The sequence below is a fragment of the Kitasatospora sp. NPDC057940 genome (assembly GCF_042887425.1).
Taxonomy (GTDB): domain Bacteria; phylum Actinomycetota; class Actinomycetes; order Streptomycetales; family Streptomycetaceae; genus Kitasatospora.
In genome coordinates this window covers 232,125-258,352 of the sequence record NZ_JBHVPH010000009.1, presented here as the reverse complement: position 1 = coordinate 258,352, position 26,228 = coordinate 232,125, and the positions used below count along the sequence as shown (strand labels likewise).

18 protein-coding genes are annotated in these 26,228 nt (G+C 73.2%); 9 read left to right on the top strand and 9 right to left on the bottom strand.

Annotated elements, in window-relative coordinates:
- Positions 1–403: 403 nt before the first annotated feature.
- The 4 genes from ACFVTF_RS17605 to ACFVTF_RS17590 form a co-directional block, all read right to left on the bottom strand.
- Positions 404–1,078, bottom strand: coding sequence for a nucleoside/nucleotide kinase family protein (locus ACFVTF_RS17605; RefSeq protein WP_371518921.1), 675 nt, complete (start codon positions 1,076–1,078; stop codon positions 404–406).
- A gap of 31 nt (positions 1,079–1,109) precedes the next feature.
- Entirely contained in the window at positions 1,110–2,066 is a 957-nt protein-coding gene (locus tag ACFVTF_RS17600) for an LD-carboxypeptidase (RefSeq protein WP_387814392.1), read from the bottom strand.
- A 175-nt stretch (positions 2,067–2,241) separates the two neighbouring features.
- The gene (gene trpS, locus ACFVTF_RS17595; RefSeq protein ID WP_387814390.1) at positions 2,242–3,342 is read right to left on the bottom strand and encodes a tryptophan--tRNA ligase; all 1,101 of its coding nucleotides are present in this window, start codon (positions 3,340–3,342) and stop codon (positions 2,242–2,244) included.
- 246 nt (positions 3,343–3,588) lie between these two features.
- Positions 3,589–5,160: an APC family permease gene (locus tag ACFVTF_RS17590; protein ID WP_387814388.1), complete on the bottom strand. Its 1,572-nt coding sequence runs from the start codon at positions 5,158–5,160 to the stop codon at positions 3,589–3,591.
- A gap of 322 nt (positions 5,161–5,482) precedes the next feature.
- Between ACFVTF_RS17590 and ACFVTF_RS17585 the strand changes: the two genes are divergently transcribed.
- Positions 5,483–6,598 carry an ABC transporter substrate-binding protein gene (locus ACFVTF_RS17585; protein WP_387814386.1) on the top strand — a complete coding sequence of 372 codons (1,116 nt, stop codon included), beginning with the start codon at positions 5,483–5,485 and terminating at the stop codon, positions 6,596–6,598.
- Positions 6,599–6,716: 118 nt separating this feature from the next.
- Positions 6,717–7,955, top strand: a complete 1,239-nt coding sequence (locus tag ACFVTF_RS17580) for a hypothetical protein (RefSeq protein WP_387814384.1) — start codon at positions 6,717–6,719, stop codon at positions 7,953–7,955.
- A 131-nt stretch (positions 7,956–8,086) separates the two neighbouring features.
- Here the strand turns inward: ACFVTF_RS17580 and ACFVTF_RS17575 are convergent, their stop codons facing one another.
- A complete protein-coding gene (locus ACFVTF_RS17575; protein WP_387814382.1) occupies positions 8,087–8,620 on the bottom strand; it encodes an NUDIX hydrolase in 534 nt (177 codons plus the stop codon).
- Between the two features lie 95 nt (positions 8,621–8,715).
- Between ACFVTF_RS17575 and ACFVTF_RS17570 the strand changes: the two genes are divergently transcribed.
- On the top strand, positions 8,716–9,705 hold the full coding sequence (locus ACFVTF_RS17570; protein WP_387814380.1) for an ATP-grasp domain-containing protein: 990 nt from the start codon (positions 8,716–8,718) through the stop codon (positions 9,703–9,705).
- Between the two features lie 56 nt (positions 9,706–9,761).
- Here the strand turns inward: ACFVTF_RS17570 and ACFVTF_RS17565 are convergent, their stop codons facing one another.
- Positions 9,762–13,829 (bottom strand): ABC transporter transmembrane domain-containing protein, encoded by a 4,068-nt coding sequence (locus ACFVTF_RS17565; protein ID WP_387814378.1) that lies wholly within the window; start codon positions 13,827–13,829, stop codon positions 9,762–9,764.
- A gap of 381 nt (positions 13,830–14,210) precedes the next feature.
- A complete protein-coding gene (locus ACFVTF_RS17560) occupies positions 14,211–14,852 on the bottom strand; it encodes a TetR/AcrR family transcriptional regulator (protein ID WP_107452927.1) in 642 nt (213 codons plus the stop codon).
- A gap of 132 nt (positions 14,853–14,984) precedes the next feature.
- On the opposite strand from ACFVTF_RS17560, the gene ACFVTF_RS17555 reads away from it, so the two are divergent.
- The 4 genes from ACFVTF_RS17555 to ACFVTF_RS17540 all read left to right on the top strand — a co-directional run bounded on the left by ACFVTF_RS17555 (position 14,985) and on the right by ACFVTF_RS17540 (position 21,546).
- Positions 14,985–16,697, top strand: a complete 1,713-nt coding sequence (locus ACFVTF_RS17555; protein ID WP_387814376.1) for a carboxyl transferase domain-containing protein — start codon at positions 14,985–14,987, stop codon at positions 16,695–16,697.
- Between the two features lie 193 nt (positions 16,698–16,890).
- Complete coding sequence (locus tag ACFVTF_RS17550) at positions 16,891–19,200, top strand: acetyl/propionyl/methylcrotonyl-CoA carboxylase subunit alpha (protein WP_387814374.1); 2,310 nt, start codon at positions 16,891–16,893, stop codon at positions 19,198–19,200.
- Entirely contained in the window at positions 19,197–20,183 is a 987-nt protein-coding gene (locus ACFVTF_RS17545; protein WP_387814372.1) for a hydroxymethylglutaryl-CoA lyase, read from the top strand. The genes ACFVTF_RS17550 and ACFVTF_RS17545 overlap by 4 nt, the downstream gene beginning before the upstream one ends.
- A gap of 172 nt (positions 20,184–20,355) precedes the next feature.
- Positions 20,356–21,546, top strand: a complete 1,191-nt coding sequence (locus tag ACFVTF_RS17540; RefSeq protein WP_371518894.1) for an acyl-CoA dehydrogenase family protein — start codon at positions 20,356–20,358, stop codon at positions 21,544–21,546.
- A 170-nt stretch (positions 21,547–21,716) separates the two neighbouring features.
- Here ACFVTF_RS17540 and ACFVTF_RS17535 read toward each other — a convergent pair whose 3' ends face one another.
- A complete protein-coding gene (locus ACFVTF_RS17535; RefSeq protein WP_387814415.1) occupies positions 21,717–22,196 on the bottom strand; it encodes a universal stress protein in 480 nt (159 codons plus the stop codon).
- Positions 22,197–22,268: 72 nt separating this feature from the next.
- On the opposite strand from ACFVTF_RS17535, the gene ACFVTF_RS17530 reads away from it, so the two are divergent.
- Positions 22,269–22,865, top strand: a complete 597-nt coding sequence (locus ACFVTF_RS17530; protein WP_387814370.1) for a hypothetical protein — start codon at positions 22,269–22,271, stop codon at positions 22,863–22,865.
- A gap of 426 nt (positions 22,866–23,291) precedes the next feature.
- A complete protein-coding gene (locus ACFVTF_RS17525; RefSeq protein ID WP_387814368.1) occupies positions 23,292–24,359 on the top strand; it encodes an HAD-IA family hydrolase in 1,068 nt (355 codons plus the stop codon).
- A 171-nt stretch (positions 24,360–24,530) separates the two neighbouring features.
- Here ACFVTF_RS17525 and ACFVTF_RS17520 read toward each other — a convergent pair whose 3' ends face one another.
- Positions 24,531–25,331, bottom strand: coding sequence for a GNAT family N-acetyltransferase (locus ACFVTF_RS17520; protein WP_387814366.1), 801 nt, complete (start codon positions 25,329–25,331; stop codon positions 24,531–24,533).
- Positions 25,332–26,228 lie beyond the last annotated feature (897 nt).

Below are 26,228 nucleotides of genomic sequence, written 5' to 3'. Positions count from 1 at the left end.
TCTGAGGCCGGGGATGTCAACATATCTGGCGTTGACTTTTGGCACGCTGTTGAGTTCTCAAGGAACGGACACTTCCTTCGGACCGCCTTCCAGCGGGCCCTCCGGGCGCTTCGTTCTTTCGTGTTTCCAGCTTACCAGATGTTTTCCGCTCCGTTTCCGGCGCTTCGTTCATCCAACTCGCTGGTGTCTTCTGCGGCTTGACGCCCCGTCCGACGTTTCAAACTCTAGCCGATCCCTGCTCCGAAAAGCGAATCGGCCGCAATCCAATAAAACGAACACGCCGAATAAGAACCAAGCCGCAAGAAGACGCGACCCAGCCCGAACCAGGAAATGGTGTTTCAAAAGGATTGGCCGCCCCGGGACCGTCCGCGCCGATGCGTGTCCGGTGCTCCCTGCCGAGCGACTAGAGAACACTACCCCCGGTCGGCGTCGCGGGCAAACCGCTGCCGGGGACGGTCCGGGTGCAGAGTGCGCGGCCGGCTTTCACGTACTCGCCGTTGGGATGGTCGTTGCCGGTCACCCAGTGACGGGCGGTGGCCTCGTCGCGGCCGCCGTCGCGGTGGCGGCGGAGCAGGCGCTCCTCACGGAGGGCGTCGTCGGTGTCCACGTACCAGAGTTCACGCAGCAGGCGGCGGGCCTCCGGCCACGGGGTGTCGGTGGAGGCGAGGTAGTTGCCCTCGGTGATGACGAGGCGGGTGTGCGGGCGGACGACGTGGCGGGCGGCGACCGGTTCGTCGAGGGTGCGGTCGAAGTCGGGGACGTAGATGTCCTGGAAGCGGTCGGCGGCGATGCGGCGCAGCAGGGCGACGTAGCCGTGGGCGTCGAAGGTTGCGGGGGCGCCCTTGCGGTGGGTCAGGGCGAGACGGTCCAGTTGGGCGGCGGACAGGTGGAAGCCGTCAAGCGGGACGTACGCGGCGCTGCCGGGGCCCTCGGCGCGCTCGATCTCGGCGACCAGGTGTCGGGCCAGGGTGGACTTGCCGGCGGCGGGCGGGCCGGCAAGTCCGAGGATCGTGCGGGCGTTGCTGCCCGGGCCCCGGAGGAAGCCGAGGGCGAGGGCGGTGAGGCGGTCCTCGTTCATGGCCGCACCCTACTCACCGCCGGCACGGGCCTCACCGCTCGGCGAGGGCGGGCACCTCCAGGGTGAGGGTGCCGGCGTCGGCGTCGAGGACGGCGGGGATGCCGAGCGGGACGGTCAGGGTGGAGGGGCAGTGGCCGAACCCGAGTTCCCAGATGACGGGTATGCCGAGCGGGGCGAGGCGGTCGAGCATGACGTCCCGGACGCGGTCGAGCCGTCCGCAGCCGTCCCAGGAGCCGAGCGCGATGCCCGCGACCCCGTCGAACGCGCCGGAGCGCAGGAACTGGGTGAGGAGCCGATCGAGCTGGTACGGCTGCTCGTGGACGTCCTCCAGGATCAGGATGCCGCCGGCGTAGGAGGGCCGGGCGGCGGGCGTGCCGCGCTCGGCCGCGAGGACGTGGAGGCAGCCGCCCGCGGTGACGCCCCGGGCGCGGCCGGGGACGAGGGCGGTGGCGGTCGGTGAGGTGAGCACGGTGGTGGCCGTGGGCTCGAAGAGGGTGCGGCGCAGGTGCTCGGCGGTCGGTCCGTCGGTGATGAAGGAGCCGGCCGCGCTCATCGGCCCGTAGAGGGTGGCGATGCCGAGCCGCTGGGCGAAGGCCTCCTGGAGGGAGGAGACGTCGCTGAAGCCGATGAACGGCTTGGGCGGGACGGCGCGCATGGCGTCCCAGTCGAGCAGGTCGACCATGCGGTGGACGCCGTAGCCGCCACGGGCGCAGATGACGGCGTCGACGGTGGGGTCGAGCCAGGCGGACTGGAGGTCGGCGGCGCGGTCGGCGTCGGTGCCGGCGAGGTAGCCGAGGGTGGGGTGGGCGTCGAGGACGTGCGGGGCGACGGTGACCCGCAGGCCCCAGGAGCGGAGGATCGCGCAGCCGTCGGTGAGTCGCTGGGAGTCGATCGGGCCGCTGGGGGCGACGACGGCGATGTGGTCGCCGGGGCGCAGGTGCGGCGGGCGGGTCAGACCCTGGCCGGACGTGGTCGGGTGCTGGTCCATGGGCCGGGACGCCTTTCGGGGGAGGCCGGGTACGGGCGGCCTCGGCGTGGTCGAGGCCGCCCGGTGACGATATGCCCCCGTGTCGACGGGCCGATGTCCGCGAGCCGGCGCCTTCGGGCCGGCGTCTTCGGGCCGAGGGTGCCCCGAGGGTGCGCCGGAGGTGCGGGGCGGTTCTTCAGATCGCCCCCATCACCTTCCTGACCTCGTCGAGGGTGGCGTCGGCGACGGCGTTGGCGCGTTCGGCTCCGTCGCGCAGGACCTGGCGCAGGTGGCCTCGGTCGGCGGCGAGTTCGGCGCGGCGGGCGCGCAGGGGGCGGAGGTACTCGTTGACGGAGTCGGTGACGGTGCGCTTGAGCGCGGCCGCCCCGCCGTCGCCGAGTTCCTCGGCGATCTCCTCGGGTGCGCGGTCCTGGCAGAGCGCGGCGAGCAGGATGAGGCCGGAGACCTCGGGCCGGTCGGCCGGGTCGTAGTCGATCCGGCGGTCGGCGTCGGTCCTGGCGCCGCGGATGATCCGGGCGGTCTCGTCCTCGGTGGCGCCGAGGGGGACGGAGTTGCCCCGGCTCTTGCTCATCTTGCCGCCGTCGGTGCCGCGCAGCAGCGGGGCGTCGGAGAGCAGTGCGCGGGGGGTGGGGAAGACGGCGCCGCCGTCGGTGTGCGGGTAGCGCTCGTTGAAGCGGCGGGCGATGGTGCGGGCGACTTCGAGGTGGGGCAGCTGGTCCTGGCCGACCGGGACGAGGTTCGCCTTGCAGAAGAGGATGTCGGCGGCCTGGTGGGCGGGGTAGGTGAACATCAGCCCGTTGACGGCGGACTGGCGGGAGTGCGCGATCTCGTCCTTGACGGTGGGGTTGCGGTTCAGTTCGGCGACGCTGACCAGGCTGAGGAAGGGCAGCAGCAACTGGTTGAGGGCGGGGACGGCGCTGTGCGCGAAGATCGTGGCGCGGTCGGGGTCGAGGCCGGCCGCGAGGTAGTCGAGGACGAGGTTCTCGGTGTGCTCGGCGAGCCGGTCGGCGATGTCCCGGTCGGTGATGACCTGGTAGTCGGCGATCACGACGAACATCTCGACGCCCTGGTTCTGGAGCCGGACGCGGTTGTGCAGGGTGCCGAAGTAGTGGCCGAGGTGCAGCGGTCCGGTGGGGCGGTCCCCGGTGAGGACGCGGTCGCCGGCCGGGTCGGCGGTGAAGGTGGCGGTGGTGGCCACGGACAGGGTCGTCGGGGTGGTCGCGGTCGGCTCGGCGGTCGCGGTCGGCTCGGTGGTCGCGGTGGTCGCGGTGGTCATCGGGTTTCTCCTCGGTACGGCAGTGGTGGCGGCCGTCCGGGGCGGGGCCCGTTCCGTGGGAAACGCGAAAGGGCCGTCCGTTCCGGACGGCCCTGGTCGAGCGGGTGGGGTGGCCGTCCCTCAGGACGGCCACCAGCACTGGCCCGCGTAGAGCTTCATGCGGTCGAGGATAGCTTCGGTGCCCGGCGGCGTGGTCGGTTTTCGGCGCCCCCGGTCCTCCCGGTCCTCCCGGTCCTCCAGTTCCTCTCAGTCCTCGACGACCAGCGCGGGGGTGTCCTTGCGCAGCGTCTCGCCGCGGAAGAAATCCGGCCTGGCCAGCCCGTAGCCGGTCATCAGGACGGCGCCGAGCAGCAGGATGCCGACGCCGATGACGAACACCGAGCCGATGCCGAAGACGGCGCCGCTGCCGTAGTCCGGGTTCCAGGCGTCGGTGAGGGTCTGCAGGAAGACCCCGCTCAGCAGCACGCCGCCGAGCAGCGGGGCGATGCCCTTGAGGAACAGGTCGCGGGCGCCGGTGCGCAGCGAACGGCGGAAGTACCAGACGCAGGCGAACGCGGTCAGCGCGTAGTAGAAGCAGATCATCAGGCCGAGCGCCAGGATGGTGTCCTGGACGACGTTCTCGCTGATCAGGCTCATGCCGACGTAGAAGACGGCGGTGGCGATGCCGGCCGCGACGGTGGCGTACCCGGGGGTGCGGAAGCGAGGGTGGACGGCGCCGAAGCGCGGCGGCACGGCACGGTAGGCGCTCATCGCGAGCAGGGTGCGGGCCACCGGGATGAAGGTGGTCTGGAGGCTGGCGGCGGCGCTGGCGACGACGGCCAGGAAGAGCAGGACGCTCCACGGCGAGCCGAGGACCGGACGGGCGAGCGCGGCGAAGACGTTGTCCGAGGTCTCCGGGTTGCTGAGGCCGGAGCCGGTGGAGCCGACGCCCGCGAACATCTGGGCGGAGATCGCGACCAGCAGGTACGAGCCGACCAGGGTGACCATGGAGACCATCGCGGCGCGGCCGGGGGTCTTGGCGCTGCCGAGGGTCTCCTCGTTCATGGTGAGGCAGGTGTCCCAGCCCCAGTACATGAAGATCGACAGCGACAGGCCCGCGGTGAAGGCGCTGAAGGAGCTGACCTGGAGCGGGTTGAGCCAGGAGAACGAGAAGCCGATCGAGTCGGGCAGGTCGCCGGCGGCGGCCTTGCCGATGGCGATGACCGAGAAGAGCACCAGCACGGCGAGTTGGAGGCCGACCAGGCTGTACTGGAACCACTTGGTGGCGGTCATCCCCCGGTAGCTCATCGCGGTGGCACCGGCGATCAGCAGGACGACGGTGAGCAGGTGGACGGCCTGGTTCTGGTCGAGTTCGGCGACCCAGCTCCTGCCGGTCATCTCGCCGAGCATCAGGTAGAGGAACTCGGTCGCGACCCCGGCCAGGTTGGAGAGCACGATGATGGTCGCGACGGTCAGGCCCCAGCCGGCCATCCAGCCGACCCGGGGGCCGAAGGCCTTGACCGTCCAGGTGAAGGACGTGCCGCAGTCCGGGAAGTCCTTGTTCAGCTCCTTGTAGGCGAACGCGACGAGCAGCATCGGCAGGAAGCCGGCCAGGAACACGGCGGGCATCTGGACGCCGACCGCGGTGACGGTCGGCCCGAGTGTCGCGGTCAGGCAGTAGACCGGGGCGACCGTGGAAACGCCCAGGACCACACTGCCCAGCAGGCCCACCGAGTTGCCCCGTAGACCCTTGTCCCCCGCTCCCCCAGCTGTCCCCGGGTCGGGGACTCCACCACTGATGCCACTGACCGGGGCACCCTGCGGAGCGTCGGGCGCCATTGCCCGGCCGCTGCTTCCGTGCTCTGAGAGCTGCTGATCAAACACCAGCGCACCCTAGGCGCGAGCATGGAAGGTTGAGTAGACCAACCCTTGGTGATCTAAACCACTTGCTTCGATTCGTTCTCAGCGATGGCCGTAAAGGTGCAGCATTAACGGCACGTTAAGCGGTGTACCTTGGTTTCAAAGGATCAGGGTCAAGAGAATTTCTCCCTTATGTCAAGGTTTGAGATGGTTCGCCCTCGGCCCGGACGGGCCACTACGCCCCCCCTCGGACGCTTCGGATAGGTTTGCCTCACCTAACCTCGATTCGAAGGAGCGTCGCGTGGCCCCCCACCCCGACGACCTGGTCCTCGTCCCCCGCACCCCCTCCCGCCGCAGGTTCCTCTCCGCGGGGATCGCCGGCGGGGCGGTCCTCGGCCTCGGCGGACTGCTCACCGCCTGCGGCAGCTCCGGCGGCTCGGGCGCCAACGGCGGCTCCGGCGGCGCGACCCCCGGCACCGGCGGCGCATCGCCCGACCAGAAGTCGGTCAAGCAGGGCGGCGACGACTACGCCACCGTGATCGAGAAGATGAAGGGCTTCGGCACCGACGCCGCCCCCGGCGTCTACCCGCGCACCGTCAAGCACGCCATGGGCGAGACCGTCATCCCCGCCAAGCCCACCCGGGTCGTGGTCCTGGACACCGGCGAACTCGACAACGTCGTCGCACTCGGCATCCAGCCGGTCGGCATCGTCTACACCGACGGCTCCAAGTCCCTGCCGTCCTACCTCAAGGACAAGGCCGGCAACCCGGCCAACGTCGGCACCATCAACAGCCTCAACCTGGAGGCCATCGCCGCGCTCAAGCCCGACCTGATCCTCGGCAGCCAGTTGCGCGCCCAGGACCAGTACGCGCAGCTGTCCAAGATCGCGCCGACCGTCTTCTCGCTGCGCCCCGGCTACCCCTGGAAGCAGAACTTCCAGCTCAACGCCAGCCCGTTCGGCCTGGAGGCCGAGGCCAAGACCCAGCTCGACGCGTACCAGGCGGCCGCCACCGCGATCGGCGCCAAGCTCGGCGACAAGCGGCCCACCATCACGCCGCTGCGCTTCATGCCCGGCCGGACCCGGCTGTACGCCGAGCTGTCCTTCATCGGGACCATCCTCACCGACGTCCCGCTGCCGCAGCCCAAGATCGAACAGGTCAAGGAACTCGCGGTGGAGGTCAGCCCGGAGCAGATCGACAAGGCCGACGCCGACTGGATCTTCTACGGCGTGTACGGCAGCCCCAGCTCCACCAACCAGGACGCGGTGCTCGGCGGCGCGCTCTGGAAGACCCTCGGCGCGGTCAAGTCCGGTCAGGCCCGGCCGGTTTCGGACGAGACCTGGTTCCTCGGGCTCGGTGTCATGGCCGCCAACGCGGTGCTCGCCGACCTCAAGGGCTTCGTCGCGCCCGGCACTTGAGCCGACACGGGGCGTAGGGGCGGGCAGTGGTCTCGCGCACACCCCCGGAGTTGACTCTTGGAGCTGGTCGCGCGGTGCGGGAGGATCATCCGGACCGTCCGCCGAAGGGCCCGTGCCGATGACCTCGCTCCACTCCGCCGCAACCGACCCGTCCCTGCCCGGCCCGCCCGGGGGCAGCGCCGGATCCGCGCCCCCGCACGCCGCGCGCTGCTCCATCGCGACGGCCGCCGAGACCGGCCCGGCCGGCGCTCCGGGCGCCGCCCCGTCCGGCACGGCCGGCGGGCCGCGCCAGGCGGGCGGCTCACGCCACGACTCCGTTCCGCAGCCGCGCGGACGGGAGGACGGCGCGGGGAACGGCGGACTCGCGGCGGGGGGCGAGGCGGCTACGGACGATCCGACGACCTCGCGGCTGCGGGCGGCGCTCGCCGACCGGCTGCGGGCCGCCCGCGCCCAGGGCCGCTCGGTCGCCGACCTGGCGGCCGCGTGCCGGCGACCGGCCACGGAGGTCCGGGCGCTGCTCGGCGAGAGCGCCGAGAGCGCCGAGGACGGCGGGGACGGCGGGGACGGGGACGGCGAGGTCCGTGGGGGCCGCGCGGGCGACGCGGGCGGCGTCGGCGTTCAGCACCGTGGAGACGTTCCGGGTGGCGGGGCCGAGGCCGTGGACGGGCGGGCCGGAACCGAGGCAGGCCGGTTCGGTCGGCCGGCTGTCGCGCCCGAAGGCGACCGGGCCGTGCCCGTGCTGCGCGCGGCGCGCGAGGAACTCCGGGCTGCCGGATCCCGGCGCCCCGCGCCCTCGCGCCGGTTGCGCCGGATGCACCCGCAGGCCGACGCGACCGGGCAGGGGGCGACCGCACGGGAGACGGCCGCGACCGAACCGGTCGGGACCGCACCTACGACACCCGCGACCTCCGCCGCTCTCCTGGCCGAGGTCCGGGCGGCAGCCGCACCCGGTTCGGGTGAACCCGTCGGAGGCACCGGGGCGGTGGCGGCGCCGTCGGCCGCCGGCCCCGAGGCGGCGCGGGCCGAGACACCGCTCGGCATCCTGATCGGCGGCAGCCCGAACCAGCCCGAGGCCGTCGGCCGCCCGGAGGAGCGGGCGCCGATCCGGGTGACGGCGGAACCGGTCCGGATCGGCCGCGGCACCAGCCTGATCGTGCTGCCCTCCTGGCGCCCCGCCATCGCCGTCTCGGTGCCGACCGAGCAACTGCTGTCCGCCACCGGGCTCGCCTTCGAGCACCTGGCCGACGCGCAGCTGACCGTGCTGATGAACCCCTGCGCGCTGCACGACCGGGAGCTGGACCTGCGCGGCTGGGAATCCGGCCCGGGCGGGCGGGCACGACGCGGCGGGCGCCCGTAGGGGCGCGTGCGCTCGTAGCAGCGCGCTGTGTTCAAGGCTTGCCGGCGACGGGTCAGGGGGCGGCAGTCAGGAGATCGACTGTCGGCCGCGCGTCGGGGAGCGGTCAGCGGGCGGCGGTCAGCGGGTGGTCGTCAGCGGCTGGGCGGAACGTTCGGGATGAAGCCGAGGTCGACGGGTACCGGGGGGCGCCCGTCGACGGCCCAGCCCTCGCGGACGGCGGCCAGCAACTCCGGCAGCCGGGGCGGCCAGAGCGCGTCGGCGTTCTCGTCGGCCAGGTCGGCCGGGGTCCACCAGCGCCAGTCGAGGATCCGGTCCTCGGCGTGCACCGCGCTGACGTCACCGACCGGGCCGCGGTGCGGTCCGCCCGTGAGGTAGATGTGCTCGTGCTGACGGACCGGGGTGCCGTGCCAGGTGAAGTCGTGTTCCCAGGTGCAGAGCAGCGGGCCCGGTTCGAGGTCGCTCCAGCCCGTCTCCTCCCAGAGTTCGCGCCGGGCACCGGTCCACGGGGTCTCGCCGGGCTCCAGCCCGCCGCCCGGCATGGTCCAGTGGACGCCGACCTCGTCGTTGTCCGAACGGAGCAGGAAGACCGAGCCGTCCTCGTCCAGGACCACCGTGCGAGCCGCCTGCCGGGGGACACGTCTACGGAGTCTCAGCAGATTTCGCATCGGATCACTCTCCCAGCACCCGGCCGGGCCGTCGAGCGGGTTTGACGCGCCGAAAGCCGCCGACGCCGCCCCGCCCGGGCCTTACCCTGACGGCCATGCCCGTACCCGCGATCCTCCTCCCCGCCGACCCGCTCAACCCGCGCCGGCCCGACCCGCACTTCGCCTGGGAGGCCAGGCTGCTGCGGGAGTTGGGCGGCGAGCACCACCTGGTCGACCACGCCGCGCTGCTCGCCGGGCACGCCGGGCAGGCGGTCCGGCAGGTGCCGCAGGACCGGGGTCCGCTCTGGTACCGGGGCTGGATGCTTCCGTCCGCCCGCTACACCGGCTTCGCCACCGCGCTCGCCGCGCGCGGCTGCGCCCTGCTGACCAGCCCGGCCGGCTACGCGACGGCGCATGAACTGCCGGGCTGGTACGGCGTGTTCGAGGGGGCGACTCCGCCCAGCACGTGGATCCCCACCGCCGCTGCCGTGGTGCCCGGACCGGAAGAGCTGGCGGCGGCCGCGGCCCGGCTCGGCGGGAGCGGGCCGGCGATCGTCAAGGACTACGTGAAGTCACGCAAACACGAGTGGCACGAGGCCTGCTACATCCCCGAGTTGGCCGATCTGGCGAGCGTCGGACGGGTGGTGGCGCGGTTCGTCGAGCTCCAGGGCGAGTTCCTGACCGGCGGGGTGGTGCTGCGGCGGTACGAGGAGTTCGAGCGGCCGGCCGACGGGCCGGGCGGCAGCTCGGGTGACGGCTCCGGCGAAGGACCGCGCGGAGGGCCGGATGGAGGGTCGGGCGGAGGGCCGGATGACCGTTCGGGCCGTGGGAGCGGGCGGGCCGTGGAGGCGCGGGTGTGGTGGCTGGACGGCGAACCCGTCCTGGTCGGGCCGCACCCCGACGCGCCTCACCACGACGTCGAACCCGACCTCACCGGCGTCCGCCCCCTGGTCCGGATGCTCGGCTGCCGCTTCGTCACCACCGACCTCGCCAGCCGGGCCGACGGCTCCGGCTGGCGCGTGGTCGAGGTCGGCGACGGACAGGTCAGCGACCTGCCGCACGGGATCGACGCCACCGGCCTGCTGGCCTCGCTGATCGCCGCCTGACGATCAGCCTGACGGGCCGCCGACGACGGTCCGCCAGACTGGTCGCGGGCAGTCGGCTACCCCGCCGCGACGGCCTCGACCGCCGGGTGGCCGTCCGCGATGAACGCCTGCCAGAGCCGGGCGTACGTGCCGCCCCGGGCGAGCAGCTCGGTGTGCGTGCCGTCCTCGACCACCCGGCCGTGGTCCAGCACGACGACCCGGTCGGCGCGCTCGGCGGTGGTCAGCCGGTGGGCGATGACCAGCGTGGTGCGGCCGCCGCTGAGCCGGTCCGCGGCCTGGTTGACCACCGCCTCGGTGGCCAGGTCGAGCGCCGCGGTCGCCTCGTCGAGCAGCAGGATGTCCGGATCGACCAGCTCGGCCCGGGCCAGCGCGATCAACTGCCGCTGGCCGGCCGAGAGGTTGCGGCCGCGACCCGCGACCTCGTGGTCGTAGCCGCCGGACAACCGGACGATCATGTCGTGCGCGCCGACCGCCCGGGCCGCCGCCTCCACCTCGGCCGGCGAGGCGTCGGGCCGGCCGTACGCGATCGCCTCGCGCACCGTGCCCGCGAACAGGTACGCCTCCTGCGGCACCACGCCCAGCCGGTGGCGGTACTGCGCCAGGTCGAAGCGGGTGAGGTCGACCCCGTCCACCCGCACGGTGCCCTCCGTCGCGTCGTAGAACCGGGCGACCAGCTTCACCAGCGTCGACTTGCCGGCACCGGTCTCACCCACCAGCGCCACCGTCTGCCCGGCCGGGATGTGCAGATCCACACCGGTCAGCACGTTCGGGGCGCCGTCCGCGCCGCCGTTGTAGGCGAAGCCGACACCCTCGAAGGAGATCTCGCCGCGCAGCCCCTCGGGCACCGGCACGGGGTCGGCCGCCTCGGCCGTGGCGGTCGGGGTGCGCAGCAGCTCGCGGATCCGGCCGAGGCCCACCGAGGCCTGCTGGTAGCCGTCGAACACCTGGGACAGCTGGTTGACCGGTGCGAAGAACAGATCGATGTACAGCAGGTACGCGACCAGCGCGCCGACCGTCAGCGTCCCGGCGTCGACCCGGGCCGCGCCCACGATCAGCACCAGCGCGGCGGCCACGCTGGAGAGGAACTGGACGAACGGGAAGTACAGCGAGATGTACAGCTGCGCGCGCACCCGGGCCTCGCGGTAGGCGACGCCCCGGGCGACGAAGCGGTCCGTGTTGGTGTCCAGGCGGCGGAAGGCCTGGACGATCCGCATGCCCGCCACGTTCTCCTGGAGGTCGGCGTTGACGGTGCTGATGAGGTCCCGGGACAGCTCGTACTGGTCCCTGGACTTCCGGCGGAACACCAGCGTCGCGATGACCAGCAGGGGCAGCACCGCGAAGACCACCAGGGCCAGGCCGGCGTCGATGATCAGCAGCGCGGCGAAGATCCCGCCGAAGGTCAGCAGGCTGACCACGGCGGTGACCACGCCGGTCTGCAGGAAGGACGTCAGCGAGTCCAGGTCGGTGGTCATCCGGGTCATGATCCGGCCGGAAAGCTCACGCTCGTAGTAGTCCAGGCCGAGCCGGTTGAGGTGGGCGAAGATCTTGAGGCGGAGCAGGTAGAGCACCCGCTCACCGGTACGGCCGCTGACCCGGTTCTCGGCGCTCTGCACCAACCAGTCCAGCAGCACCACCACCAGCGCGGCCAGCGCGGCCACGGCGACCCCGGACATCAGGGCCTTGCTGACGCCCTGGTCGATGCCGTGCCGGATCAGCACCGGCAGCACCAGACCGGAGGCCGCGTCGAGCGCGACGAGCAGCAGGGCCAGGGCGAGCGGGAGGCGGAAGGGGCGCAGCAGGCGGCGGAGGGTGAAGTCCGGGTCGCCGGCCTCGGCCCCGGCGCGCGGGACCGCCGGGGAGTCGGCGGCCGGCGGGAGGGCCGCGACCTTGGCCAGCAGGTCGGGGTCGGCGGTGCGGGCCGCCTTGACCAGGGCGGGGGTGGGGAGGTCGGGGGTGGCCGGGGCGGGAGCCTGCGTGGGAGCCGGTTCGTCGACCGGCTCGGAGGTGGACCGCGCCTCGGTCCGCTCAGCGGCCTGCTGCTCGGGGGTCTGCTGCCCAGCGGGCTGCTCGGGGGTCTGCGGAGAGGTCTGCTCGACGGTCTGCGCGGAGGTCTGTGCGGAGACCTGCTGGGAGGTCTGCGGGGCCTCGGACGACCGGAGTGTGCGGCCGGCCTCGGGGTCGGTGATCAGAGCCCGGTACTGGGGACATCGGGCGTCGAGTTCCTCGTGCGTGCCGATGTCCAGCAGCCGGCCGTGATCCAGGACGGCTATCCGGTCGGCGAGCTGCAGGGTCGAGCGGCGGTGGGCGATCAGCAGCGTGGTGCGGCCGGTCATCACCGAACGCAGCGCGTCGTGGATCTCGGCCTCGACCTGCGGGTCCACCGCCGAGGTGGCGTCGTCCAGCAGCAGGATCCGGGGGTCGGTGAGGATCGCCCGGGCCAGCGCGATCCGCTGGCGCTGGCCTCCGGAGAGGGTCAGGCCCTGCTCGCCGACCTTGGTCTCGTAGCCGTCGGGCAGCGCGCGGACGAACTCGTCGGCCTGGGCGGCCCGCGCGGCCGCCACCACCTGCTCGTCCGTCGCGTCCGGGCGGCCGTAGGCGATGTTGGTGCGGACCGACTCGGAGAACAGGAAGCTCTCCTCGGGGACGATGCCGACCGCCGACCGGACCGAGTCCAGGGTGAGGTCGCGCAGGTCGTGGCCGTAGAGGCGGACGGCGCCGGCCGCCGGGTCGTAGAAGCGCGGCACCAGCTGCGCCACCGTCGACTTGCCGGAGCCGGAAGCCCCGACCAGGGCGAGGGTCTCGCCGGGGGCCAGCTTCAGGCTGAGACCGTGCAGGACGGGGGCGGGGTGCTCGGGGTCGTAGCGGAACTCGACCTGGTCGAACTCCAGGGCGACGTCGGCGGTCCGGGGGCCTGTGGTGGCACGGGTTTCTGCGGTGCCGCGGGGGCCTTCGGTGGCGCGGGGGCCTTCGGTGCCGCCTTCGCGGACGCCGGTGGCGGCGCCTTCGCGGGTGCCGTCCCCGGTGAGGTCCAGGGTGAGCGCGTCCGGGCGCTCCTGGACCAGCGGGCGCTCGTCGATCAGCTGGAGGACGCGCTCCACACCGGCCCGGGCCTGCTGGCCGACCGTGATGACCATGGTGAGCATCCGCACCGGTCCGGTCATCTGCGCGACGTAGGTGGAGAAGGCGACGAAGGTCCCGAGCGACACCTGGCCGTCGACGGCCAGCCAGCCGCCGAAGGCCAGCACCGCGACCTGCGCGAGCGCCGGGATGGCCTGCATCGCCGGGTTGTAGCGGGCGTTGAGCCGGATCGACCGGAGCCGGGCGGCGAACAGGTTGCGGGAGGCCCGCTCCAGCTTGTCCAGCTCCTGCGCCTCCTGACCGAAGCCCTTGACCACCCGGACGCCGCCGATCGCGCCGTCCACCACGCCCGCGACGGCGGCCGCCTCCTGCTGGGCGGCCCAGGTGGCGGGGAAGAGGCGCTTGCGGCTGAGGACGGTGATCCACCACAGCGCGGGGGCCATCACCACGGCTATCAGGGTGAGCGGCGGGGAGAGCCAGACCATGACGGCCAGCGACATGACGAACATCAGCAGGTAGCCGGTCATCATCGGCAGCATCGAGAGCAGGCCGTTGATCAGCTGGAGGTCGGAGGTCGCGCGCCCGACCACCTGGCCGGTGTCCAGCCGGTCCTGGCGGTGGCCGTCGAGCCGGCCGAGCGAGCGGAACAGGTCGCTGCGCATGTCGTGCTGGACGTCCAGGGCGAGCTGGCCGCCGTAGTAACGGCGGACCTGGGTGCACCCGAAGACGACGGCGGCGGCGAGCAGCAGCACCACCGCCCAGGGAACCAGCGAGCGGGTGTGCGCGGTGATGACGTCGTCGATGATCAGCTTGGTGACCAGCGGCACCAGCGAGGTGACGGCCATGCCGACGAGCGAGGCGCCGAAGGCGAGCAGCACGCTGCGGCGGGAACGCCAGCAGTAGCCGACCAGGCGGCGCAGCCAGCCGACGGCCTGCGGGTGGTCGCTGGCCGGCTGCGGGTGGTCGCCGTCCGGCTTCGGGCTCGCGCCGGGGTCCGGTGAGCCGCTCGGGGATTGCTCCACCGTGGATCCGTGAGTCTCAGGCATATTTAGGGATGCTAACCATTTCGTCGGGTGGCCGCCATGGCGTTTCCGGCCCGGATGGGGCCGGAGCGGGCCGGGGCAGCCCGGATCGTCCGGTCCGGCGGACTGGCCAACAGCCTGCGGCCTGCGGTGATTCCCGACCGAACGCGTCCCGGTCGAACGCACGCACGGCCCGCCGACCCCGCCCGCCTCCAGGGTCGCCTGACTCCAGGGTCGCGGACGACCCGCCGAAGGCCCAGCGGCCAGGGGCGGGCGAGCACCGTCCTTTGGTCCTAGACCTCAGGTGGTCCTGGACCCCCGACTCCGGCTCCGACCCCGGAACCGGAGCCGGACCGCCACCCCTTGGGCCTGGACCGCCGGGCGGGCTCTCCGGGAGCGCAGGGCTCAGGCCTGCGCGGACACCGACTCGGCCGCCGCCGCGAAGGCGCCGTGGGCGAGGGCGTGCAGCAGGACGGCCATGCCGTCGCGCTGGAGGCCGGAGCGCTCGTCCTGGGCGGGGCCCGGGCCGAGGCTGTGCGGGGTCGAGTTGATCAGGCCGAAGACGGCGTGGACGGCAGCCCTGGCCACCGGTTCGGCGGCGGGGCCCGTCAGCTGCGGATAGACCTGCCGGACCACGTCCACCCACAGCTCGACGTAGCCGCGCTGGAGCCGGCGGACGGTGCGGCGGTCCTCCTCCTTGAGGTTCAGCAGCTCGCGGTCGTGGAGGGTGATCAGGTCGCGGTCGTCGAGGGCGAAGTCGACGTGGCCACCGATCAGCGCGTCCAGCGCGGCGGCCGGACCGTCACCGCCGCCCGCCCGGCGCCGCCCCTCCTCCAGCAGGCGCTCGCTGATGCCGATCAGCAGATCGGCGAGCATCGCGTCCTTTCCGGCGAAGTGGCGGTAGAGCCCGGGGCCGCTGATGCCGACGGCCTTGCCGATCTCGTCCACACCCACCCCGAGGAAACCCCGGGCCGCGAAGAGTCGCGCGGCCTCCCGACGGATCTGGTCGCGGCGTGGGAGCGCGGAGGCTGCGGGGACGTTCGGCATGCTGCCCATCGTAGACAGTGGGGTTATCGGCCGTTAACCTGGGCGCGTAAGTTAACGTTAATTAACGTGGGGTCCACGGGCGCACCGCATTCGGCCGCCCACCTGGTGCCGAGGGCAAGGGAGCTCTTGGGAATGGTCATCTCAACCGCCGGTGTACCCACCGGCGTCCATGGCAGCGCAGCGGTCGGCACCACGGCGGCGCCGGGTGCCGTACCCCCGGGAGCCGCTGCTCCCGCGCCCCGGCTCGGCACCGCGGTCGACCCGGGCTCCACCGCCTACCGCGCCAACACCGAGGCGCACCGGGCCCTCGTCGCCGAGCTGCGCGAGAAGCTCGACGCGGCGGCCCTCGGCGGCGGTGCCAGGGCCCGCGCCCGGCACACGGCGCGCGGCAAGCTGCTCCCCCGCGACCGGGTGGACACCCTGCTCGACCCGGCCTCGCCCTTCCTGGAACTGGCCCCGCTGGCCGCCGACGGGATGTACGACGGGGCGGCGCCCGCGGCCGGGGTGATCGCGGGCATCGGCCGGGTCGCCGGACGCGAGGTGGTGGTGGTCGCCAACGACGCCACCGTCAAGGGCGGCACCTACTACCCGATGACCGTGAAGAAGCACCTGCGCGCCCAGGAGGTCGCGCTGGAGAACCGGCTGCCCTGCGTCTACCTGGTGGACTCCGGCGGCGCCTTCCTCCCCATGCAGGACGAGGTCTTCCCGGACCGCGACCACTTCGGCCGGATCTTCTACAACCAGGCCAGGCTCTCCGCCGCGGGCATCCCGCAGATCGCCGCCGTGCTCGGCTCCTGCACCGCCGGCGGGGCGTACGTCCCGGCGATGAGCGACCAGGCCGTGATCGTCCGCAACCAGGGCACGATCTTCCTGGGCGGGCCGCCGCTGGTGAAGGCCGCCACCGGAGAGGTGGTCACCGCCGAGGAACTGGGCGGCGGCGACCTGCACTCCCGCACCTCGGGGGTGACGGACCACCTGGCCGAGGACGACGCCCACGCCCTCTCCATCGTCCGCACGATCGTGGCCGGGCTCGGCCCGCGCTCGGCCAGGCCGTGGCCGCTCACCCCGGTCGAGCCGCCGGCCGTGGACCCGGCCGGCCTGTACGGGGCCGTCCCGGTCGACCCGCGCACGCCCTACGACGTGCGCGAGGTGATCGCCCGACTGGTCGACGGCAGCCGGTTCGCCGAGTTCAAGGCCGAGTACGGCGCGACCCTGGTCACCGGCTTCGCCCGGATCCACGGCCACCCCGTCGGCATCGTCGCCAACAACGGCGTGCTGTTCTCCGAGTCGGCCCTCAAGGGCGCCCACTTCATCGAGTTGTGCGACCAGCGCGGCATCCCCCTCCTCTTCCTGCAGAACATCACCGGGTTCATGGTCGGCCGGCAGTACGAAGCGGGCGGCATCGCCAAGCACGGCGCCAAGATGGTCAACGCCGTCGCCAGCACCCGCGTCCCGAAGCTGACCGTGGTGATCGGCGGCTCGTACGGAGCCGGCAACTACTCGATGTGCGGCCGGGCCTACTCACCTCGCTTCCTGTGGATGTGGCCGGGCTCGAAGATCTCCGTGATGGGCGGCGAGCAGGCGGCGTCCGTCCTCGCCACCGTCCGCCGCGACCAGTTGGAGGCCCACGGCGAGCAGTGGCCGGCCGAGGCGGAGGAGGAGTTCAAGCGCCCCGTCCGCGAGCAGTACGAGCGCCAGGGCAACGCCTACTACGCCACCGCCCGCCTCTGGGATGACGGCGTGATCGACCCGATGGACACCCGCACCGTCGTCGGCCTCGCCCTCACCGCCTGCGCCAACGCCCCGCTCCCGCCGCCCGGCCCGTACGGGGTCTTCCGGATGTGACCCCGCCCCGGCGGGTGTGACCCGCCCCTTCCGCGCGACCTCTCCTCTCCTGTCGGTGTGACCCCGCTCCTGCGGGCGTGACTCCCTCGGCGCCGGCGCACCGCCCGGGCCGGCGCCCTCCCCTCCACCGCCGCCCCTGCCGCCACCTCCTTCTCCTTCGTACGGCTCCCCTCGACCCGGAGGAACACCTCCCATGTTCGACACAGTTCTGGTCGCCAACCGCGGCGAGATCGCCCTCCGGGTGATCCGCACCCTGCGGCGGCTCGGCGTGCGCTCGGTCGCCGTGTTCAGTGACGCCGACGCCGACGCGCCGCACGTCCGCGAGGCGGACGTCGCCGTCCGGCTCGGCCCGGCCGACCGCAGCGACAGCTCGGCGGCCGAGACCTACCTGCGCACCGACCAGATCCTCGCCGCCGCCCGCCGCACCGGGGCCCAGGCCGTCCACCCCGGTTACGGCTTCCTCGCCGAGAACGCCGGCTTCGCCCGCGCCTGCGCCGACGCCGGCCTCGTCTTCATCGGACCTCCTCCCGGTGCGGTCGAGCTGATGGGCGACAAGATCAACGCCAAGGAAGCCGTCCGAACCGCCGGCGTTCCGGTGGTCCCCGGCAGCCAGGCCACCGCGCCCACCGACGGGGATCTCCTCGCCGCCGCCGAGGAGATCGGCTACCCCGTCCTGCTCAAGCCGTCCGCCGGAGGCGGCGGCAAGGGCATGCGCCTCGTACGGGACCGCGCCGACCTGCCCACCGAGATCGCCGCCGCCCGCCGCGTCGCCCGGACCGCCTTCGGCGACGACACCCTGCTGCTGGAACGCTGGGTCGACCGGCCGCGCCACATCGAGGTGCAGGTGCTCGCCGACGCCCACGGCACCACCGTCCACCTCGGCGAGCGCGAATGCAGCCTCCAGCGCCGCCATCAGAAGCTGATCGAAGAAGCCCCCTCCGTTCTGCTCAATGCCGAGACCCGCGCCGCGATGGGCGCCGCGGCCGTCCGCGCCGCGGAGTCCTGCGGCTACACCGGGGCCGGCACCGTGGAATTCATCGTTCCCGGCATCGACCCGGACTCCCCCGCCACCGCCTCCACCGAGGGGGTGCGGGACTTCTTCTTCATGGAGATGAACACCCGCCTCCAGGTCGAACACCCCGTCACCGAACTCGCCATCGCCATCGGCGACGATTCAGCCCGACTCGACCTGGTCGAGTGGCAGCTGCGGATCGCCTCGGGCGAACGGCTCTCCTTCGATCAGTCCGACATCTCCTTCCTGGGCCACGCCATCGAGGCCCGGATCTGCGCCGAGGACCCGGAACGGGACTTCCTGCCCACCGGCGGCCGCATCCTCGTCCTGGACGAGCCCCAGGGCGAGGGCGTGCGCGTCGACTCCGGAGTCGCCCCCGGATCCGTCGTCACCAGCGCCTACGACCCGATGCTCGCCAAGGTCATCGCGTACGGGCCCGACCGCCCGACCGCGCTGCGCCGGCTCCGCGCCGCGCTGGCCGACACCCGCATCCTGGGCGTCACCACCAACATCGGCTTCCTGCGACGGCTGCTCGCACACCCCGAGGTCGTCGCCGGCCGACTGGACACCGGCCTGGTGGAACAGACGGCCCAACAGCAGCCCGCCCTGCTCACCTCGCCGTACTCCCCGGCGAACGCGCCGAGCGGCGCGAACGCGACCGGCGAGGCCGACAAGGCCAACGAGGCCGATGACGCGCACGAGGCCGGTGCCACCGCTGCCGACCCGCTGACGGCCGAGACGCCACCACCTGCCCACCTCCTCTACTACGCGGCCGCGCTGGCACGGCACCTGGACCTCACCCCGGCCGCCGACCCCGGCGGCTGGACCGACCCCTTCTCCCTTCCCTCCGGCTGGCGCCTGAGCGGCACCCCCGCCTGGACCACCCACCGACTCCGTACCCCCGGCCAGGATCCGGTCTCGGTGCGCATCCGTTCGATCACTGCGGGCAACGTAGCCGATGCCACTGACAATCCCACCGAGCTCACCCGCGAGGTCGAGCTCCGGCTCGGCTCCGGTCCCGTCCACCGCGCCCGCGCGACCCGGACCGCCGACCGGCTGCACCTGACCGTCGACGGCCTGCAGACCACGTTCGCGCTGGCCACCGACGCCGCTCCCGGCCTCGCCGCCGGCCCGGTGACCTGGCTCGGTGTCGAGGGCGACGCCTGGTCGCTGCACGCCCACGACCCGGTGGGCGAGCGCGCCGCCGGAACCGCCGCCCACCACGGCGCCCTGACCGCCCCGATGCCCGGGACCGTCACCGTCGTCAAGACCACGGCGGGCGAAACGGTCCGCAAGGGCCAGCCCCTGCTCGTGCTGGAGGCCATGAAGATGGAACACGTGATCGCCGCCCCGCACGACGGCGTGGTGGCCGAGCTGCGGGCCACCGCCGGCGCCACCGTCGCGATGGAGGAACTGCTGGTCGTGGTCGCCCCGGCCGTGGACGGCGCCGACGAGCAGATCGCCCCCGCGGCCGCCGGAGCGCGGTCATGACCGCACCCGCCCGCGAGCCCGACGCGCTGGACCTGGGCCTGCCCGACCCCGTCCGCGCCCCCGGCCTGCCCGAGGAGGTCCGGATCCACGAGGTCGGACCGCGCGACGGGCTGCAGAACGAGGGCGCCCTGGTGCCCGTGGAGGTCAAGGCGGAGTTCATCGCCCGGCTCGCGGCCGCCGGGCTGCGCACCGTCGAGGCGACCAGCTTCGTCCACCCGAAATGGGTCCCCCAGCTGGCCGACGCCGAGGAGCTGATGCCCCGCCTCGCCGGCCTGCCGGAGCGCCACCCCGGCCTTCGGCTGCCGGTGCTGGTGCCCAACGAACGCGGCCTCGACCGGGCGCTCGCCCACCACGCCACCGACGTCGCGGTGTTCGCCAGCGCCACCGAGACCTTCGCCCGCCGCAACCTCAACCGCTCGGCGGACGAGGCGATGGCCATGTTCCGCCCGGTCGTGGCGCGGGCGACCGAGGCCGGGCTGGCGGTCCGCGGCTACCTCTCGATGTGCTTCGGAGACCCCTGGGAGGGCCCGGTCCCGGTCTCCCAGGTGGTCGGGTACGGCGTGCGGCTGCTGGAGATGGGCTGCGCGGAGCTGAGCCTCGGCGACACCATCGGCGTGGCCACCCCCGGGCAGGTCGGCGCCCTGCTGGCCGGCTTCGCGCGGGCCGGGGTGCCGGCCGACCGGCTCGCCGTGCACTTCCACGACACCTACGGCCAGGCGCTCAGCAACACCCTGGCGGCCCTGCGCGAAGGGGTCACCACGGTGGACGCGTCGGCAGGCGGCCTCGGCGGCTGCCCGTACGCGAAGAGCGCCACCGGCAACCTGGCCACCGAGGACCTGGTGTGGATGCTGCACGGGCTCGGCATCCGAACCGGGGTCGACCTGCGCGCGCTGGTCGCCACCAGCGGATGGATGGCCGAGCGGCTCGGCCGTCCGAGCCCGTCCCGCGCCGTCCAGGCACTGCTCGGCGCCGCCCGGGGCTGACCCCGCCCCACCACCGCTCCCCGGTGCCGGCCGCGCGGAATCCCGGCCGCGGCCGGCACCGGGCACCACGTTCATCGCCCAACCACACCGTGCGACCGTCACACCGTCAGACGGACGCCGGTCGTCCCGCTCACGCCCGCGGCCACCCCGGCCGGGCTCCAGGAGGATCACCGTGTTCGACCACCGGCTCAGCAGCGAGTACGAGGACCTGCGGCGCACCGTCGCCGAGTTCGCCCAGGACGTGGTGGCGCCGAAGATCGGCGGGTTCTACGAGCGGGAGGAGTTCCCCTACGAGATCGTCCGCGAGATGGGGCGCATGGGCCTGTTCGGCCTGCCCTTCCCGGAGGAGTACGGCGGCATGGGCGGCGACTACTTCGCACTGGGCATCGCCCTGGAGGAACTCGCCCGGGTCGACTCCTCGGTGGCGATCACCCTGGAGGCGGCCGTCTCGCTCGGCGCGATGCCGATCCACCGGTTCGGGACGGAGGAGCAGAAGCGCGAGTGGCTGCCCCGACTGACCTCCGGCGAACTCCTCGGCGCCTTCGGCCTGACCGAGCCCGAGGGCGGCTCGGACGCCGGTGCGACCCGCACGACCGCGCGGTACGACGAGACCACCGACGAGTGGGTCATCAACGGCACCAAGTGCTTCATCACCAACTCCGGCACGGACATCACCGGTCTGGTCACCGTCACCGCACTCACGGAACCGATCGCTCGTTCGAGTGAAGAAGGCGAATTCCGCTCGCCAACGCGCGAAATCTCTTCCATCATCGTGCCCACCGGGACCCCGGGGTTCCAGGTATCGAAGAAGTACTCGAAGGTCGGGTGGAACGCATCCGACACCCGCGAACTGTCCTTTACCGACTGCCGCGTTCCCGCGGCCAACCTGCTGGGCGAGCGTGGCCGAGGCTACGCCCAGTTCCTGCGGATCCTCGACGAGGGCCGCATCGCGATCGCGGCCCTGGCCACCGGCCTGGCCCAGGGGTGCGTCGACGAGTCCGTCAAGTACGCCGGCACGCGCCGGGCCTTCGGCCGGCCGATCGGCGCCAACCAGGCCATCCAGTTCAAGCTCGCCGACATGGAGCTGCGCGCCCACACCTCCCGCCTGGCCTGGCGGGACGCCGCCTCCCGGCTGCTGCACGGCGAACCGTTCAAGAAGGAGGCCGCGATCGCGAAGCTGTACTCGTCCGAGGCCGCCGTCGACAACGCCCGCGAGGCGACCCAGATCCACGGCGGGTACGGCTTCATGAACGAGTTCCCGGTCGCCCGTTTCTGGCGCGACTGCAAGATCCTGGAAATCGGGGAGGGCACATCGGAGGTTCAGCGCATGCTCATCGCCCGGGAGATCGGCGCCGGGTTCTGATCCGGCCCCACCGGAGCAACACCCCGCTCCTCAGGCGGCGTTGAGGAGCGCCCGACGCGGCGGGGCGGGCCGGCGCCGGCGGAGCGGTCGACGCCAGTAGCGGCCGATGCCATCGGCCGACCACGGGGAGACCTCTCCGGGGGCGCGGACACGCCGCGCCCGACGGGGCGTCAGGGGATCACGATCACCGGGCGGTTGGCCCGCCGCGCCAGCCGCCCGGAGACCGAGCCGAAGATCTTGCCGAGCAGGCCGTGCGTCGTGCCGACGACGATCGCGTCGGCGGCGTACTCACGGCCGACCTCCTCGATCTCGTGGCAGATGTCGCCGCCACGCTCGATCAGGATCCACGGCACCCCGGCGAGGAAGTCCGCGCAGGCGAGTTCCAGGCCCAGGACCTCGGTCCGGTGGTCGGGGAGGTCGACGAAGACGGGAGGTTCACAGCCTGCCCAGACAGTGGCGGGCAGGCGGTTGGCGACATGCACGATCACCAGGCCGCACTGCGAACGGCGCGCCATGCCCACCGCGTACGCGAGGGCGCGCTCGCTCGACAGGGAGCCGTCGAAGCCGACGACCACGCCGTGCTGGAAGACCGGGTCGAGGGAGCGTGCGGACGCGTCCCGGGCCGTCGAACCAGTGTGTGCGCCGGGCAGGCCGGACGCCTCCGGGCGCTCGGCGCCCGGGCCCAGGCGGCCCGTCACCGGAGACCCTCCGGGGTCGGCCGGGTGCCCGCCACGCCGCTGGCGAGGCCCTGGACGGTCGTGCCGGGCAAGGCGGCCTCGTCGGACCAGGCCGCGCACGGCGCGCACGAGGCCCCGGGGAGCGCCCGGCTCCGGGCCTGCTTCCTCGGCGCCCGGGGTGCGATCGGCGGTACCAGTGACGCCCGAGGTGCCGGCCGGTTCGTCGGCTTCGTCGGCTCGCTGGGCGGCGGCGTCGCCAACCCGCTCGCCAGCAACCCTCTCACCGACAACCCGCTCTCCTGCGTGCTCGTCGACACGGTCATCAGGCCGCTCGCCCCCACGCTCGCCCCCGTGCTCGTCAGCCGGTACGCAGCCCGGCTCGTCGGCCTGGGCGCCACCCTCGGCTTGGCCATCGGCCTGCCTGCTGGCGGGCAGGCGACCCGATGCCTCGGCGTCGCCGTCGGCTGGAGCGAGGTCCGCGCGGCCGCCGTCGTCCCCGGCGTCTGCGCCCGCGTTGCGGGGCGCGTCCGGCTCCACCGGTCGGAAGGACTCAAAACCAGCCATGGCTCACGGCTCTTCATGGGAGAGGGGCCGACAGGAGAGGACAACGCCGCCCGGGCAGCAGGCCCGCCCACGGGATGACGTCGGTCTGCGCCGCGCAGCACCGTATGTGACCTGTTCCTTTCAGAGTACGACGGGTGTGAGGCCCAGCCCAGCGGTGAGGCCTCGGAGCGGCATTGTTCCCGCGAAAGGGGGATGCGCCCGCCGTCGGCAGTGCGCCCTGCCCGCAGGCCACGCGCCCCCTCCAGAAAGGAGGTTCCCTGGAGCTTGACTGAGCGGACCGGGTGACGCAACAGGCCTGCCGGACACCGTGACCGGACTGTCATGGATCGGCGACGATCCGTTGCGACACGTCGCGAACCGTCACGTCCCGCCAGCCTCAGTCGGCCCGCCCGGACCCACCCGTATGCCGGGTCCTGGAACCCGTTTCAGCCACTACGTACGGCTTCGCGACGCGGTCTGGCATTTGCCAGGTGCATAGGCGCGGCCGCTGGCACCATGCTCGGCATGCCCCTGCTCCTGTTCGACCTCGACAACACGCTGCTCCCCAGGGACGCCGCTTTCCGGGCCTGGGCTCAGGATTTCCTGTCCGAGCGCGACCTGCCGCCCGGAGACCTCGACTGGTTCGTCACCCTCGACGGCGGCGGCTACGTGCCGCGCAGCACCGTACTGTCCGCCGTCCGGCGCCGCTACGGGTTGGACGTCTCCGCCGAGTTCCTGCTCGCCCACTACCGACGCGGCATCAACTCCCACATCCACTGCCCGCCCGGACACGTCGACGCGCTGCGGGCGGCCCGGGCGGCCGGGTGGACGCTCGGCATCGTCAGCAACGGCGGCACCCGGCCGCAGTTGGAGAAGATCCGGCTGACCGGGCTGGGGCCGCTGGTCGACGGCTGGGTCATCTCCGAGGAGGCCGACTGCGTCAAACCGGATCCGCTGATCTTCGAGATAGCCGCCCAGCGGTGCGGCGTCGCACCCACCGGGACGTGGGCCGCGCACACCTGGATGGTCGGGGACCACGCGCCCGCGGACATCGCCGGCGCCGAACTGGCCGGCCTGCGCAGCGTCTGGCTGCACCACGGCCGGCCCTGGGCCGAGATCGGCTACCGGCCGACGCTGAAGGCGGCCGGCCTGCCGGAGGCCGTCGGGCAGGTGCTCGCCGCACGCGGCGCGCCGTCGGCCAGGCCGGGCCTGCGCGCGGGCGGGCCGGGCCAGCGGCGGTCCGCCGGGGTGCCGGTGCGCGCGGGGGCGCTCACCAGCGCGCGGACCGGCGCACGGCTGACGGAATCCGCCCCTGACGGCCCGTTCGCGCCTGCCGCCGTGAACGCCGGAACGGCGAGTGCCCCCGATGGTTCGACGGCGGGGTCGGATGTCCGAAACCGAACCGGCGAGTTTGCCGTGGTCGCCGACAGCCGTCCTGGCCTGATCCCCGGCGCGGGCCCGGCGACGGACCCTGGGGCGAGCGTGCTGCGCCCCGTCGCGGTGGCGCGCCCAACGGCCGTCCGCACGGCGGCGGATGGGGCCGGGCCCGCCCGGACCACGTTCGCCGTGGCACCGGCGGCGGCCGCCCCGTAGCGGCCCCCCCTGGAAAGCGCGCCACCTCGTACACCCCACCCCGCACGCCCTTCACACACCCCGCCCCGCCCCGCCCCACCGCACCGCACCGCCCCGCACCGCGACTAGCGACCCGCCCCGCACCTGGCGACGAACCGCCTCGGGACGACCCGCCGCGGGGCGGCCCGGCCGTCAGCCGTGCGCGGAGGTCCGGGTCCACCAGCAGGTGCGGGCCTGCTCGGTGAACCCGAGCTTGCGGTAGAGCGGTTCGCCGAGCGAGGTGGCGACCAGGGTGGCCGGGCGGTCGGGGTGCGCATGGGCCAGGGCGGTCTGGAGCACGGCGCGGGCCACGCCCTGGCCGCGCCGGCTGGGCAGGGTGGCGACCCAGTACACCCCGGTGGCCCGGCCGTCGTCGTAGGTGAGGCAGGTGCCGGCGGTGGCGCCGTCGACGCGGCCCAGCCAGGTCCGGAGCCCGGGTTCGCGCAGGAGCTGTTCCGGGAGCGCGTCGCCACGGGTCCAGGGCTGCCGGGCGGGCAGCGGGAAGCCGTCCACGATCGCACGCTCGACCTGCGCGAACGCATCGCCGTCCAGCACCTCATCGACCGTCAGGGATCCTCCGCCGTGCGCCTCCGAGAGGAAGGGGAGGACGGCCGGGACGCCGTCGACCGGGCCGGGTTCACGGGCCATCACCGGCATGACCGGCATCCGGGTGGCGCCGAACCTGGTCAGGTCGAGTGCGCCGTACGGGTCCTCCAGGGTGAAGCAGATGGTCTCCCACTCCTTCAGGAGGTCCGCCAACTCCCCTTCCACCAGTGATGGTTCGACATAAGGGCTGGTGACCACGAAGCGGTGCGAGTCCTCCGGGGTGCGGGCGCAGCGGACCGCCGTCAAGCCCGGGCGGGTGCGGAACCGCCAGCCGTGCACGCGGGCTTGGGCGAGCCAGAAGGCGGCGGCGTTGTCGTTGGCCTGTTCGAGCCGGCTGTTGGTGTTCACGGCAGGACGGTAACCCGGACGTCACGCCCCTGTTTCGCCGCCCCGGCCCTGGCCGGATGAAGCCTGGGAGGCGCACGAGCTCATTTCGTGCGCCCTCTCGTGCACCGCCGATTTTCGGTCAATTTCGCGCCAATCCCTCCCGCTTGGGCAAATCCGCAGCCCAGACCCACCGACCGGGCGCGCGCGGGCCGGACGCCCCAGGACCGGCCCCGCGACAACCAGCCACCGTTGCACCGGCCCTCTTCCCAGAAGGGTCGACGGGTGCCACGCTTCGTGATCGAATGCATCACGCCAAATTGCCATGTCGACATAGCGTCGGATGGTGAACTTGTCACAACGGCAATGGTCAACCCGATAGATTTCGATCTTGGCGAGCAGTGCCGCACCACCCACACCACACCACCGAGGGGGCTTGAGCGCCTTGAGCAGGGTGAGCAGGAGCGACGCGGGTCCTGACAGCGGCCAGGCGGCGGCCGGTATCGCGGCTCGGTCCGCGAGAAGCACCGGCACCTCCGCGACCGCGGCCACCACCCGCAACTCCGGCACCCCGGGCGCCGCCTCGCACTCCTCGTACCCCACAGTGCCCTCCACCGGCACCGCCGCCACCGGCACCCCGGCGGCGGCCGCAGAGCACGGCGGAGCGGCACACGGCGGGCAGACGTACGGCGGTCCCGCGTACGGCGGGCAGGCATACGGCGGGTCAGCACACGGCGGAGCAGGGCATGGCGGCCAGCAGTCGCACTCCGGACAGGCCGTCAGCCGAGGTGTCGTCAGCCCGGCGCAGGCCTACGGCGCCGACTTCCCGGCCTACCCCGGCTACCCGGGGACGGGCGCGACGAACGGCGCGATCGGCACGAACGGGGCGAACGGCACTCCTGGCCTGAACGGCGCCCCCAC

Coding starts and splice junctions, on each gene's coding strand:
- ACFVTF_RS17555 (WP_387814376.1), top strand. CDS start 14,985: ATGGTCATCTCAACCGCCGGTGTACCCACCGGCGTCCATGGCAGCGCA.
- ACFVTF_RS17570 (WP_387814380.1), top strand. CDS start 8,716: ATGCCCGTACCCGCGATCCTCCTCCCCGCCGACCCGCTCAACCCGCGC.
- trpS (WP_387814390.1), bottom strand. CDS start 3,342: ATGACCACCGCGACCACCGCGACCACCGAGCCGACCGCGACCGCCGAG.
- ACFVTF_RS17560 (WP_107452927.1), bottom strand. CDS start 14,852: ATGCCGAACGTCCCCGCAGCCTCCGCGCTCCCACGCCGCGACCAGATC.
- ACFVTF_RS17565 (WP_387814378.1), bottom strand. CDS start 13,829: ATGCCTGAGACTCACGGATCCACGGTGGAGCAATCCCCGAGCGGCTCA.
- ACFVTF_RS17605 (WP_371518921.1), bottom strand. CDS start 1,078: ATGAACGAGGACCGCCTCACCGCCCTCGCCCTCGGCTTCCTCCGGGGC.
- ACFVTF_RS17580 (WP_387814384.1), top strand. CDS start 6,717: ATGACCTCGCTCCACTCCGCCGCAACCGACCCGTCCCTGCCCGGCCCG.
- ACFVTF_RS17550 (WP_387814374.1), top strand. CDS start 16,891: ATGTTCGACACAGTTCTGGTCGCCAACCGCGGCGAGATCGCCCTCCGG.
- ACFVTF_RS17575 (WP_387814382.1), bottom strand. CDS start 8,620: ATGCGAAATCTGCTGAGACTCCGTAGACGTGTCCCCCGGCAGGCGGCT.
- ACFVTF_RS17525 (WP_387814368.1), top strand. CDS start 23,292: ATGCCCCTGCTCCTGTTCGACCTCGACAACACGCTGCTCCCCAGGGAC.
- ACFVTF_RS17590 (WP_387814388.1), bottom strand. CDS start 5,160: ATGGCGCCCGACGCTCCGCAGGGTGCCCCGGTCAGTGGCATCAGTGGT.
- ACFVTF_RS17545 (WP_387814372.1), top strand. CDS start 19,197: ATGACCGCACCCGCCCGCGAGCCCGACGCGCTGGACCTGGGCCTGCCC.
- ACFVTF_RS17600 (WP_387814392.1), bottom strand. CDS start 2,066: ATGGACCAGCACCCGACCACGTCCGGCCAGGGTCTGACCCGCCCGCCG.